Origin of the sequence: Aeromonas sp. NJAU223 (assembly GCF_051125555.1) — a bacterium.
In the GTDB taxonomy this organism is placed as follows: domain Bacteria; phylum Pseudomonadota; class Gammaproteobacteria; order Enterobacterales; family Aeromonadaceae; genus Aeromonas; species Aeromonas veronii_G.
In genome coordinates this window covers 3,825,001-3,837,438 of sequence record NZ_CP144204.1, presented here as the reverse complement: position 1 = coordinate 3,837,438, position 12,438 = coordinate 3,825,001, and the positions used below count along the sequence as shown (strand labels likewise).

Here is a 12,438-nt window from a genome sequence, read left to right as displayed (position 1 = left end):
GGGCTGGAGAGGCCAATCGGGAACTGACTCTACAACAGGCCGGGGCTAACCCCGGCCTGTTGACTCGCTTATGCAGTGGCTTCGCGGGTGTAGCGCTTGGCCTTGTATTGCGGGTTCATCAGGTTCTCGATGGAGAGGATCTCGTCGAGTTGTTCTGCAGTCAGCAGGCCGCGTTCCAGCACGACTTCACGGACGTTCTTGCCGGTCTGGGCGCAGATCTTGCCGACGATGTCACCTTCATGGTGACCGATGAAGGGGTTCAGGTAGGTCACGATACCGATGGAGTTCAGGACGTGGTTCATGCAGATTTCCGGGTTGGCGGTGATCCCTTCCACGCACTTGACGCGCAGGGAGACACAGGCCTTCTCCATCAGGCTCAGGGATTCGAACATGGCCTGACCGATGACGGGCTCCATGACGTTCAGCTGCAGCTGACCGGCTTCGGCGGCGAAGGTGATGGTGACATCGTTGCCAAACACCTTGAAGCAGGACTGGTTGACCACTTCCGGGATAACCGGGTTGACCTTGGCCGGCATGATGGAAGAACCCGCCTGCATTTCCGGCAGGTTGATTTCCTTCAGGGCAGTACGCGGACCGGAGGAGAGCAGACGCAGATCGTTACAGATCTTGGAGAGCTTCATGGCCAGACGCTTGATGGCGCCGTGCAGCATGACATAGGCGCCGCAGTCGGAGGTCGCTTCAATCAGATCCTCTGCCGGCACGTAGGCACGACCGGTGATCTCGGCCAGACGTTTGATGGCGAGGGCTGAGTACTCGGGCGGCGTGTTCAGGCCGGTACCGATGGCGGTTGCGCCCAGGTTCACTTCCAGCAGCAGTTCCTGACAGCGCTTGATGGATTTGATCTCTTCGCGCAGGGTGACGGCAAAGGCGTGGAACTCCTGACCCAGGGTCATGGGCACCGCATCCTGCAACTGGGTACGACCCATTTTCAGGATGTGCTTGAATTCCTGGGCCTTGGCGTCGAAGGCGGCGATCAGACCTTCCAGGGCGAACAGGGTGGTGTCGGTGCTGTTGACCACGGCGACGCGGAAACCGGTGGGGTAGGCATCGTTGGTGGACTGGCACTTGTTGACATGGTCATTGGGGTTGATGACGTCGTAACGACCCTTCTCCAGACCCATGATCTCGAGGGCGATGTTGGCCAGCACCTCGTTGGTGTTCATGTTGACGGAGGTACCGGCGCCGCCCTGGTAAACGTCGACCGGGAACTGGTCGAAGCATTTGCCGGTGTTCAGCATCAGGTCGCAGGCTTCGACGATCTTGTCGGCGATTTCGGGACGAATGGTGCCCAGCTCACCGTTGGCCAGTGCGGCGGCCTTCTTGGTCAGCACCATGCCACGGACAAATTCGGGAACGTCAGAAATCTTCTGGGAGCTGATCTTGAAGTTCTCGACGGCGCGCAGGGTGTGCACACCGTAGTAGAGATCATTGGAAACTTCTTTGGTGCCCAGCAGGTCTTCTTCAATGCGGACGTTCTTGATGTCGCTCATTGTAATGCCTCAGAAATCAGATAAATGGAAACAATCCTCACCGAGTGGCGCGACTTCCTTACGCACTTTTCATCCTGAAGCACCACACATCGAGTGGGGCGGTTGGGAGCTTGCTGCCCCCGGGTAATCATTGGGGTCGATATTACCTCAATTGAGGTATCTGATATTAGACCTGGATCACTAAATTTGAGCCGACCCTAAATAACTTGTGGTCATTAAACAGATACTGCAATTGTGCGAATTACTGTGACAGAACAGACACTTCAATCCCAGAGATTCAAGAAGATATTTGTCTGAATCCCGATCCGTATCACTCATCAGACTTGAAAAATGTACAGTTGGCCCCATTTCAGTTGTCAGAACCGATAGCAGGCTGGCTGTGCCGGAATCGCTCTCCTCGCCATGGTCCGCCTGGTTCACCCCTTTTACTCGTACCGAGGATCTTATGGGCAAGTTGTTATTGTTATTATTCGGCCTGGTCGTGCTGGAGCTCACCGTGATGATCGAGGTGGGTTCGGTGATCGGCGCCCTGCCAACCGTGGGGCTGCTGATATTGACCGCCGTGCTGGGCTCTTCCCTGGTGCGCAGCGAAGGGATCAAGACCCTGTTCAGTGCCCAGCAGAAGATGCAGCAGGGGGAGATGCCGGGCCGGGAAGTGATGGGGGGCATGATGCTGGCGCTGGCCGGCCTGCTGCTGATCATCCCGGGCTTTGTGACCGATTTCTTCGGCATCCTGCTGTTGCAGCCCTGGTTGCGCAACCGCCTGGCGGACAAGCTGGTGGGCAGCAGCCAGTTCCGGATGCAGATGGGGGGCTTCCAGAACCCGTCATCCCCTTTTGAACCGGGGCAGGGTGAGGGGCCGCAACCGGGCAACCGCGGCGGTAACACCATCGAAGGCGAGTTCGAACGCAAAGAGTAGGTGCGCACATGACACCGGACTGTGTCCTCAGGGGGTTCCTTGATGGCACAGTCCCTCGAAACGGCGATGGGCATAGCCCCAGGCCAGCCCCCCGGCCGCCAGATTGGCCACCAATATCCCCAGATAGATCCCCTGCTCCCCCCCGAGTTTTGCCCCCAGCCAGGCCCCTGGCAGCAAGAACACAAACAGACGCAGACCGTTGAACAGGAAGGAGACCTTGGATGCCCGTACGCCGTTGAGGGCGGACGCCAGCAGCATCACCATGCCCTGAAAGCCGTAACCGATGGGCACCAGATGCAGATAGAGCACGATTAGTCGTGCCACCTGGGGTTGGTCGCTGAACAGGGCGGCGATGAGGGGAGCCGTCAGCCAGATGAAGGCGTACACGGCGAGCTGGAACAGCAGGGCGAAGCGCATGCTGAGCAGCAGGGCCGCCTTGGCTCGCGCTGGATTGCCGGCCCCGCAGTTCTGTGAGACGAAGGGGGCCAGTACCGAGGAGAGCGCCATCATCACGATGAGCAACAAGGCCTCGACTCTGGAGGCGGCACCGTAGGCGGCCACCACCTCGGTGCCCAGACCGGCGAAGATGATCATCAGCACGGCGTTGGCCAAGGGGTTGAGCATGTTGGTGAAGGAGGCGGGCACCGCCACGTGCAGGAGGGCGCGCCAGTGAGCCAGCAGCCGTGGCCGCGGTGAGAGGCGCCATGACAGCAGTCGCTCCCGCTTGCGCAAGATATGCAGGCTGACCAGGGTCGCCATCAGCCAAGAGAGGGAGGTGGCGATGGCGGCACCGCGGATGCCCCATTCGGGGAAGGGGCCTATGCCGAAGATGAGCAGGGGATCCAGCACCCCGTTGACCAGCCCGGCCACCGCCATCACCAGACTCGGGGTCTTGGTGTCGCCGGTGGCCCGGATGGCGGCATTGCCCACCATGGGCAGGGCCAGCAGGGGCACGGTGAGATACCAGATCAGCATGTAGTCATGGATCAGCGAGATGAGGTCGGCACTGGCCCCGAGCAGGGTGAAGAGGGGCGTGATGGTCAGGGCCCCCAGCAGCGCGAGCAGGGTCACCAGCAGGACGGCGAGAAACAGACAATCCGTGGTGATGCGGGCCGCCTCGTCGTGACGTCCCTGACCCAGGGTGTGGCCGAGCAGGGCGGAGAGGCCGGCTCCCAGTCCCATGGCGAGGGAGGTGACCACGAAGGTGACCGGGAAGGTGAAGCTGATGGCGGCGAGGGCCTGCGTGCCCAGCAGGCCGATGAAGAAGGTGTCGACCAGGTTGAATGCCAGGATGGCGACGATGCCGAGGATCATGGGGCCCGTCATGCGCAGCAGCACGGCAGGCATGGGGGCGGTCAGCATGGGATTGGGTCGGCTCACGGGGTCGTCTCTGTTGCTGCAGGGCCAGCACGCCGGCCGCGTCCATTCACCGTCCTGGCTCGGGTCGCTCATCCATCAAGGATGTTCATAGTACGTGAAAAAATTTTTTTTGTATTTGCCCTTGAAGGGCTACCCAATTTGCCCCAGATCAGGGGCATTACAAATTTGGCCGGATGCGGCCATTCCTCAAGCAACACAGAGACTCATTTTGGGAGAGTTATCGATGAAAATTCGTCCACTGCACGACCGCGTCATCATCAAGCGCATCGAAGCTGAAGCCAAATCCGCTGGCGGTATCGTCTTGACTGGCACTGCGGCCCAGAAGTCCACCCGTGGTGAAGTTCTGGCCGTGGGGACTGGTCGCATTCTGGATAATGGCGATGTCAAAGCTCTGGCCGTCAAGGTTGGTGACAAGGTGATTTTCAACGAAGGCTACGGCGTGAAGACCGAGAAGCTGGATGGCCAGGACGTGCTGATCCTGTCCGAGACCGACATCCTGGCGATTGTCGAAGAGTAATTTTCCCCTTTTCCCCGAATTGATTTAAGGACTCAAGAACATGGCAGCTAAAGAAGTTAAGTTTGGTAACGACGCGCGTATCAAGATGCTGGAAGGCGTCAACATTCTGGCTGACGCAGTAAAGGTCACCCTGGGCCCGAAAGGCCGCAACGTGGTACTGGACAAGTCCTTCGGCGCCCCGACCATCACCAAGGATGGCGTCTCCGTTGCCCGCGAGATCGAGCTGGAAGACAAGTTCCAGAACATGGGCGCCCAGATGGTCAAGGAAGTTGCTTCCAAGGCCAACGACGCTGCCGGTGACGGTACCACTACCGCGACCGTACTGGCACAAGCCATCGTCAACGAAGGCCTGAAGGCCGTTGCCGCCGGCATGAACCCGATGGACCTGAAGCGCGGTATCGACAAGGCAGTAGTGGCTGCCGTCGCCGAGCTGCAGGCTCTGTCCACCCCTTGCGCCGACAGCAATGCCATCGCTCAGGTCGGTACCATCTCCGCCAACTCCGACGAGAAAGTGGGCAAGCTGATTGCCGAAGCCATGGACAAAGTGGGCCGTGATGGCGTCATCACCGTCGAAGATGGTCAGGGTCTGGAAGATGAACTGGCTGTGGTAGAAGGCATGCAGTTCGACCGTGGCTACCTGTCTCCTTACTTCGTCAACAAGCCGGAAACCGGCTCCGTCGAGCTGGATGACCCCTTCATCCTGCTGGTGGACAAGAAGGTCTCCAACATCCGTGAAATGCTGCCGGTGCTGGAAGGTGTGGCCAAGGCAGGCAAGCCGCTGATCATCATTGCCGAAGACGTGGAAGGCGAAGCGCTGGCGACCCTGGTGGTCAACACCATGCGTGGCATCGTGAAGGTTGCCGCCGTCAAGGCGCCGGGCTTCGGTGACCGTCGCAAGGCCATGCTGCAAGATATCGCCATCCTGACCGGCGGTACCGTGATCTCCGAAGAGGTGGGCATGGAGCTGGAGAAGGCGACCCTGGAAGATCTGGGCCGTGCCAAGCGCATCGTCATCACCAAAGAGAACACCACCATCATCGATGGCGTGGGTGATGCTGCTCTGATCGAGAGCCGTGTGGCCCAGATCCGTCAGCAGATCGAAGAGACCTCTTCCGATTACGACCGTGAGAAGCTGCAAGAGCGCGTGGCCAAGCTGGCTGGCGGTGTTGCCGTCATCAAGGTTGGCGCTGCCACCGAAGTGGAAATGAAAGAGAAGAAGGCCCGCGTCGACGATGCCCTGCACGCGACTCGCGCCGCCGTGGAAGAAGGCGTGGTTGCCGGTGGTGGTGTGGCACTGGTTCGCGCAGCCGCCAAGCTGGCCGACCTGCGTGGTGACAACGAAGACCAGAACGTAGGTATCAAAGTTGCTCTGCGCGCCATGGAAGCCCCGCTGCGTCAGATCGTCATCAACGCCGGTGAAGAAGCCTCCGTCATCGCCAACGCGGTGAAGAACGGTGAAGGTAACTTCGGTTACAACGCCTATACCGAACAGTACGGCGACATGCTGGCCATGGGTATCCTGGATCCGACCAAGGTGACCCGTTCTGCCTTGCAGTTCGCCTCTTCCATCGCCGGTCTGATGATCACCACCGAGTGCATGGTCACCGAACTGCCGAAGAAAGATGCACCGGCCATGCCTGATATGGGTGGCATGGGCGGCATGGGTATGATGTAATCAACCCATTGTTATCAAACGGCTCGCATTTGCGAGCCGTTTTTTTTAGGACTACTAAACTGGATTTATTGATAGTGCAATCAGCTGAGGTGAGGATGCGCAATTTAGGTTTGATCCCATTACTGTTTTCCCTGTGCCTGCCGACCATGGTGATGGCGGCCCCGGCAGGTCCTGTGATCCTCAAGGTGACGGGGGATGTGAAACCCGTCGACCCGAGCAGTGAGGAGGTGGTATTCGATCTGGCCATGATCAAGGCTCTGCCGCAGCATGAAATCCTGACCAGCAGCCCCTGGGTGGACAAGCCGCATAAATACGTGGGACCCAAGCTGGCGGATGTGATGACGGCGGTGGGTGCCAAGGGCAAGAGCATCACTCTCACCGCCCTGAATAGTTTTCAGATCCGGATCAACTGGGATAAGGTCAAGCAATATGATCCCATTCTGGCGTGGCAGGATGACGGCATGACCATGCGGGTACGTGACAAGGGGCCCCTGTGGTTTATCCTGCCCTTGGATCAATACCCCGAGCTCAAACGGTCAGCCTTCACCGACATGATGATCTGGCAGTTGAGTTCGATCGATATTCAGCAGTAATGACGGTGGCTTGCAGGAGTTCAGGGTGAAAGCGAAGACCAGGGCCTGGCCCTTACTCGGCGTTCTCTATCTATCCATCTTGTTGTTCACGGGAAGCACCTTGTATTGCCTTGTGCAGATACAGAATGCGACCCGGGTGATGGAAAAGTACACCTATGATGTCTCCTGGGCCCTGATGCAACTGCAGCTGGAGTTGGGACGCTTCCTCAATGCGGTCGAGATCTACCATTACGGTGGCATCGACCATGAGGCCCTGCTGCTGCGTTACGACATCCTCTGGAGCCGGACTCCGATCCTCTTGAGCGGCCAGTTGCGCAAAAGCCTGGGGGACAATCAAAAAACGCTGCGGCTGGTCCAGTTGACCGAGAGTAATATTCGGGAAATTGAGCCAAAATTGGCGGATTTGAAGCCTGGAACGCCAGATTATCAGCAGATCCTGATGCGGATAGCCCCCCTGCAAGAGCCTCTCTCCTACTCTCTCGCCTCCGTGATGCAGAACAACATCAACGTCTACACGGGCAATGACAAGCGCTTCGCCCAACTGCGCAATGCGCTGCTGTTCATGGTGCTGGGGCTGGTGATCTCGGTCATTCTGCTCAGTGGCCTGCTGGTGCGCGAGGCCAGGCGGCATTTCAGGGCAGCCCGGGTCGATCCGCTGACCGGCCTCGCCAACCGGCTGGCGCTGCTGGAGAAGATGGAGTCCTACGTCAGCCGGGATACGCCTTTCGGATTGGTACTGGTGGATATCAACGACTTTCGGGATATCAACAGCAAGTTCGGTTACAGCACGGGGGACATCCTGCTGCAGGAGCTGGCAAGGCGCTTGAATGCTCTGTGCGAGAACGGTGAGTGGATCGCCCGCCTCGGGGGAGATCAGCTGGCCATGTTGCAGCGGGAGGGGAGCGATCTGCGCCAGGTCAGGGAGTTGGTGGCGAGGATACTCTATGCCCTCAAGCAGGACATCCTCATCGACAACTATCCCTTCCGGCTGGAAGTCGGCATCGGCATCGCCTTCTTCCCCATGGATAGCAACCAGACCCAGGAGTTGCTCAGCCGGGCCGAACAGGCGCTGTTCCACAGCCGCAAGACCCACGTGCCCTATGTCATTTACGACAACTCTCTGCTCAATGAAACCGCCAGACGCAAGCATCTGGCCTCAGACATGGTGATGGCGCTTGAACACAATGCGCTCGAGCTCTACTACCAGCCCATCGTCAATCTGGAGAGCGGACGCTGCGAGGCGGTGGAGGCACTGCTGCGCTGGCGTCATCCCGAACTCGGTTTCATTCCGCCCAACGAGGTGATCCAGGTGGCGGAAGAGTTCCAGCTGGCGGAGAAGCTCGGCAGCTGGATCCTCAATACCGCCTGCGAGCAGTTGCACAAATGGCAGCATCTGGGACTGGTTGATTTGCAGATGTGCGTCAACATCTCACCAGGGATGTATCAGCGCAATCTTTTGAAACTGGTGGCCAGGGCCCTGATGGATCATCACATCCCCGCGGCCAGCCTGGTGCTCGAGGTGACCGAGGACACCACCATGCGGGAGGTGAAAAATTCGCTGCAGCTGATGCAGGATCTCAATCAGCAGGGGGTTCAACTTGCCCTTGATGACTTTGGTACCGGGTACTCTTCCCTCAGCTATCTGCAGAAGCTGCCGGTGAGCAAGGTGAAGATAGATAGATCCTTCATACAGGGCATAGACACCTCGGTCGAGGCAGCCGAGCTGGTTGCCAATATCTGCCGGATGGGCTCCATGCTGGGCAAGAAGCTGGTGTGTGAGGGGATAGAGACACAGGGCCAGCTCGATGTGCTGCGCGCACTGACGGACATCCATCTCTATGGGCAAGGCTATCTGTTCAGCCGTCCCGAACAGGCGGTGAAGGCCTATCAGACTCTGCTGGAAATGGAAGAGCGCTGGCTGGCCAGGCGTATACCGGACAAGGCATGCCTCATTTGATGGTGAATGACTCATGTTTTGGGAAGGAGAGCCGATAGTGCTTAGGCAGGAGGTACACAATGGACATTTCTAGCACTGCATCCTCGTCATATGGTTCTGCCTTGATGGTGGCCAGCCTGGCGAAAAAACAGCAACTTCAGGAGGGGGAAACCGCCCTGAAACTGCTGCAGACGGCCGCCCAGCCAGCCCAGGCACCGACTCCGTCGGCGACGGGATCATTGGGAAGCAACATCAATATCCACGTCTGACCCTGATAAAAAAGCCCCCATCCATGGATGGGGGCTTTTCTTATTCAACGCCATCAAGGCTTAGCATGAGAAAGGGGCGGGGGCCTCGAAGCTCATACGTTCGCCACTACGGGGGTGGGTGATGGTCAGCATGGCCGCATGCAGGTAGAGATGCGGTGCGGCAGCCAGCGCCTCGGGATGGGCATAGAGGTTGTCCCCGAGGATGGGGTGACCCAGCTCCAGCATGTGTACCCGCAGTTGATGGGAACGGCCCGTGATCGGAGTCAGCTTGATCAGACTGTTGCCATTCTCCACCTTGAGTTTTTCCCACAGCGTCAGGGCATGGCGCCCCTCTTCAAAGTCGACTTTCTGCCTTGGGCGATTGGGCCAGTCCACGCACAACGGCAGATCCACTTGCCCAGAGCTAGCTTCCGGCTCACCCCACACCCAGGCGAGGTAGTGCTTCTCGGTCTCTCGCTCACGAAACTGGCGACTCAGCTCCCGATGGGAATTCGGGGTGAGGGGGATGACGAGCACTCCGGTCGTGGACATGTCGAGCCGATGGGCCGCCGCCGCCTTGGGGTGCTGCTGCTTGACCCTGTGCAGGACGCTGTCTTCATTTTCCGGTCCACGCCCCGGCACGCTGAGCAGGCCGGTAGGCTTGTTGACCACCATGATGTCTCTGTCCTTGAACAGGATGTCGAGCCAGGGTTCCAACGGTGGTGAATATTCAAAAGTAGCGTCTTGCATCTTTCATCCAAGGGGCAGGCCCCATCAGTGACTGAGTTATGGGTGACCACGATAAATAAGGTGCACGGCAGCCGCGATGCACCTTCACTACCTTGTCAGTTATGGGTGACCACGATAAAGCGGATGGCGTCCAGCTTGAGTTGGGTCTGATCGATCAGGTGGTGCAATTCTGCCTGCAGAGTGCGCAGATAATCCAGCTCGCTGTCGCGTACGTTCGGATTGACCGCCTTGAGTGCTTCCAGCCTGTCCAGATCCTGCTGCAGGGTCTGCGCCATCTGTGCCCGAGCCTGGTCGACGATGCCGGCTTTCAGCTCTTCGGCGATGACCTGCCCCTTGCCGATGAGACCGTGGATCACCGGTTGTGACGCCGTCACCAGCTTGCTGCCAAGGTGACGATTGACCGGGGTCAGCTGGCGGTTGAAGGCATCGAATGCCACCTTCTCGCCGAGGTTCTGGCCATTCTTGTCCATCAGCAACCGGATCGGGGTCGGCGGCATGAAACGATAGAGTTGGGGATGAGCGGCAGATTCAGCCACGAAGATCAGCTCCAGCAGGATGGAGCCCACCGGCAGAGCCTTGTTCTTGAGCAGGGCAACCGAGGTCGCGCCAATCTCTGAGCCCAGAATGAGATCGATGCCGCCACGCATGATGGGATGCTCCCAGGAGAGCAGCGCCATGTCGTCCCGCGCCAGGGCGGTGGGGCGATCGAAGGTGATGGTCATGCCATCCTGGGGCAGGCCAGGGAAGCTTGGCACCAGCATGTGATCCCCCGGGGTCAGCACAAGTGCATTCTCCCCTCTGTCGTCCTGATTGACACCGATCTCGTCGAACATCTTGAGGGCGAAAGAGATCATGCCGGTGTCGTCGTCTTCGGCCGCCAGCTTGTCAACCAGCTGCTGGGCAGCGGCCCCGCCGCTGGAGTGGATCTCCAGCAGGCGGTCACGGCCCTGTTCCAGCCTCGCCTTGAGCGGCTCGTGCAGCTCACGGGTCTTGACCAGCAAGGCATCCAGGCCATCCTGGTTATCTTCGTTGGCAGCCAACAGCTCGAACAGCTCATCGCGTACCGCCTCGAAGATGGGGCGAGCGGTGGGGCAGGTCTGTTCGAAGGCATCCAGACCGTCGTGATACCAGCAGAGCAGTGCCCGCTGGGCGGTACCTATCAGATAAGGAACGTGGATCTCGACGGTGTTCTGCTGGCCGATGCGGTCGAGACGACCGATGCGCTGCTCCAGCAGATCCGGGTTGAGGGGCAGATCGAACAGTACCAGGTGGCTGGCGAACTGGAAGTTGCGGCCCTCGGAACCAATCTCGGAGCAGAGCAGCACTTGGGCGCCGCCCTCCGCTTGCGCAAAATAGGCGGAAGCCTTGTCACGTTCGAGGATGGACATGCCTTCATGGAACACGGCGCCACGGATCCCTTCACGGGTCCGCAGCGCCTCTTCCAGTGCGATGGCAGTAGCCGCTTCGGAGCAGATCACCAGCACCTTCTGCTGGCGTGCACCGAGCAGCAGTTCCAGCAGCCAGTCGATACGGGGATCGAACTGGGTCCAGCTGGCGTTGTCTCCCTCGAACTGCTGGAAGATCTTCTCCGGATAGAGATAGCGCAAGGCGCGGGTCTGCAGATCGCCGCCGTTGCCCCCCATCATGCCCATCACCTTGATGGCGGTCTTGTACTGCTCCGGCAGCGGCATGGGATAGACGTTGAGGTGACGTTCGGGGAAGCCCTGAATATTGGCACGACTGTTGCGGAACAGCACCCGGCCGGTGCCGTGCTGATCCAGCAGCTTGCCGACCGCCTGCTGACGGGCGGCGGTATCGGCCAGATCCAGCCCATCAAGCTGGCTGGCGAGGATCCGTCTCGCTTCCTCGCTCAGGTCTCCGCCTGCAAGCAGCTCCTGGGCGGCGCTGGCGACCTGGCCATAGGCCTGCTCCTCGGTGAGGAAGGCGTCGTAGTCGTAGAAGCGCTCGGGGTCGAGCAGACGCAGACGGGCGAAGTGGCTCTGGTGGCCGAGTTGATCCGGGGTGGCGGTCAGCAGCAGCACGCCGGGGACCTGTTCAGCCAGGGCCTCGACCATTTCGTAGGCACGGCTCGGGGTCTCCTCGCTCCACTCCAGATGATGAGCCTCGTCGACAACCAGCAGATCCCATTCGGCTTCCAGTACCTGTTCGAAGCGGCGGCGCTTCTTGCGCAGGAAGTCGAGGCTGCAGATGACCAGTTGTTCCGTTTCGAACGGATTCTCGGCATCGGCGAATGCCTCGATGCAGCGTTCCTCGTCGAACAGGGAGAAGTGCAGGTTGAAGCGGCGCATCATCTCGACCAGCCACTGGTGTTGCAGGGTTTCCGGCAGCAGGATCAGCACGCGCTGGGCACGGCCGGACAGCAGCTGCTGATGGATGATCATGCCCGCTTCTATGGTCTTGCCCAGACCGACTTCATCGGCCAGCAGCACGCGGGGGGCATAACGGTGGCCCACTTCATGGGCAATATAGAGCTGATGAGGGATCAGGCTGACCTTGCCCCCCGCCAGACCACGAGTCGGGTTGCGGCGACGCTGGTGCTGGTTGATCAGGGCATCAAAGCGCAGGGTGAAGCGAGACATGCGATCTATCTGCCCGGCAAACAGGCGATCCTGCGGCTTGTTGAACTTGATGAAGTTGCTGAGAAACACTTCCTTGAGGACGACGGGCTCTTCATTGTCGGTACGGGTGCCGACATATATAAGCAGCCCATCCTTCTCCTGCACCTCTTCGACCAACATGGTCCAGTCTTCGTGACTGACGATCTGATCGCCCACATTGAAGCTGACCCGGGTGACCGGCGCCTCCTCTTTGGCATACATGCGGTTTTCACCGGTAGCCGGAAACATCAGGGTAACCATGCGTCCTTCTACAGCAACGACAGTTCCCAA

Annotated in this window: 10 protein-coding genes (1 of these 10 only partly in view); 6 read left to right on the top strand and 4 right to left on the bottom strand. The window is 59.3% G+C overall.

What is annotated here, in order from left to right; all coding sequences use genetic code 11:
• Positions 1 to 68 precede the first annotated feature (68 nt).
• On the bottom strand, positions 69 to 1,511 hold the full coding sequence (aspA, locus tag VZC39_RS17500; protein ID WP_349919620.1) for an aspartate ammonia-lyase: 1,443 nt from the start codon (positions 1,509 to 1,511) through the stop codon (positions 69 to 71).
• A 445-nt stretch (positions 1,512 to 1,956) separates the two neighbouring features.
• Here aspA and VZC39_RS17495 point away from each other — a divergent pair, with 445 nt between their 5' ends.
• The gene (locus VZC39_RS17495; RefSeq protein WP_349919618.1) at positions 1,957 to 2,430 is read left to right on the top strand and encodes an FxsA family protein; all 474 of its coding nucleotides are present in this window, start codon (positions 1,957 to 1,959) and stop codon (positions 2,428 to 2,430) included.
• A 27-nt stretch (positions 2,431 to 2,457) separates the two neighbouring features.
• Here the strand turns inward: VZC39_RS17495 and VZC39_RS17490 are convergent, their stop codons facing one another.
• A complete protein-coding gene (locus tag VZC39_RS17490) occupies positions 2,458 to 3,792 on the bottom strand; it encodes an MATE family efflux transporter (RefSeq protein WP_349922552.1) in 1,335 nt (444 codons plus the stop codon).
• Positions 3,793 to 4,033: 241 nt separating this feature from the next.
• Between VZC39_RS17490 and VZC39_RS17485 the strand changes: the two genes are divergently transcribed.
• The 5 genes from VZC39_RS17485 (at position 4,034) to VZC39_RS17465 (ending at position 8,800) form a co-directional block, all read left to right on the top strand.
• Positions 4,034 to 4,327 carry a co-chaperone GroES gene (locus tag VZC39_RS17485; RefSeq protein ID WP_005309514.1) on the top strand — a complete coding sequence of 98 codons (294 nt, stop codon included), beginning with the start codon at positions 4,034 to 4,036 and terminating at the stop codon, positions 4,325 to 4,327.
• A gap of 40 nt (positions 4,328 to 4,367) precedes the next feature.
• Entirely contained in the window at positions 4,368 to 6,002 is a 1,635-nt protein-coding gene (gene groL, locus VZC39_RS17480; RefSeq protein ID WP_349919616.1) for a chaperonin GroEL, read from the top strand.
• Positions 6,003 to 6,148: 146 nt separating this feature from the next.
• On the top strand, positions 6,149 to 6,595 hold the full coding sequence (locus VZC39_RS17475) for a molybdopterin-binding oxidoreductase (protein ID WP_434476202.1): 447 nt from the start codon (positions 6,149 to 6,151) through the stop codon (positions 6,593 to 6,595).
• Positions 6,596 to 6,620: 25 nt separating this feature from the next.
• Complete coding sequence (locus tag VZC39_RS17470; protein ID WP_349919612.1) at positions 6,621 to 8,552, top strand: putative bifunctional diguanylate cyclase/phosphodiesterase; 1,932 nt, start codon at positions 6,621 to 6,623, stop codon at positions 8,550 to 8,552.
• A 59-nt stretch (positions 8,553 to 8,611) separates the two neighbouring features.
• Entirely contained in the window at positions 8,612 to 8,800 is a 189-nt protein-coding gene (locus VZC39_RS17465; RefSeq protein ID WP_349919610.1) for a hypothetical protein, read from the top strand.
• Between the two features lie 60 nt (positions 8,801 to 8,860).
• On the opposite strand, the gene rluA is transcribed toward VZC39_RS17465, so the two are convergent.
• Together rluA and rapA are read right to left on the bottom strand one after the other, a co-directional pair.
• Positions 8,861 to 9,529, bottom strand: coding sequence for a bifunctional tRNA pseudouridine(32) synthase/23S rRNA pseudouridine(746) synthase RluA (rluA, locus tag VZC39_RS17460; RefSeq protein WP_349919609.1), 669 nt, complete (start codon positions 9,527 to 9,529; stop codon positions 8,861 to 8,863).
• A 95-nt stretch (positions 9,530 to 9,624) separates the two neighbouring features.
• Positions 9,625 to 12,438 carry the 3' portion of an RNA polymerase-associated protein RapA gene (gene rapA / locus VZC39_RS17455; RefSeq protein WP_349919608.1) on the bottom strand. Its footprint extends 54 nt past the window's final position, so the window shows 2,814 of its 2,868 coding nt (coding positions 55–2,868); the start codon falls outside the window, past its right edge; the stop codon is at positions 9,625 to 9,627.

Bases quoted from the DNA above. Each gene is read 5' to 3' on its own strand.
- aspA (WP_349919620.1), bottom strand. From the start codon at position 1,511: ATGAGCGACATCAAGAACGTCCGCATTGAAGAAGACCTGCTGGGCACC.
- VZC39_RS17495 (WP_349919618.1), top strand. From the start codon at position 1,957: ATGGGCAAGTTGTTATTGTTATTATTCGGCCTGGTCGTGCTGGAGCTC.
- VZC39_RS17490 (WP_349922552.1), bottom strand. From the start codon at position 3,792: ATGCTGACCGCCCCCATGCCTGCCGTGCTGCTGCGCATGACGGGCCCC.
- VZC39_RS17485 (WP_005309514.1), top strand. From the start codon at position 4,034: ATGAAAATTCGTCCACTGCACGACCGCGTCATCATCAAGCGCATCGAA.
- groL (WP_349919616.1), top strand. From the start codon at position 4,368: ATGGCAGCTAAAGAAGTTAAGTTTGGTAACGACGCGCGTATCAAGATG.
- VZC39_RS17475 (WP_434476202.1), top strand. From the start codon at position 6,149: ATGGTGATGGCGGCCCCGGCAGGTCCTGTGATCCTCAAGGTGACGGGG.
- VZC39_RS17465 (WP_349919610.1), top strand. From the start codon at position 8,612: ATGGACATTTCTAGCACTGCATCCTCGTCATATGGTTCTGCCTTGATG.
- rluA (WP_349919609.1), bottom strand. From the start codon at position 9,529: ATGCAAGACGCTACTTTTGAATATTCACCACCGTTGGAACCCTGGCTC.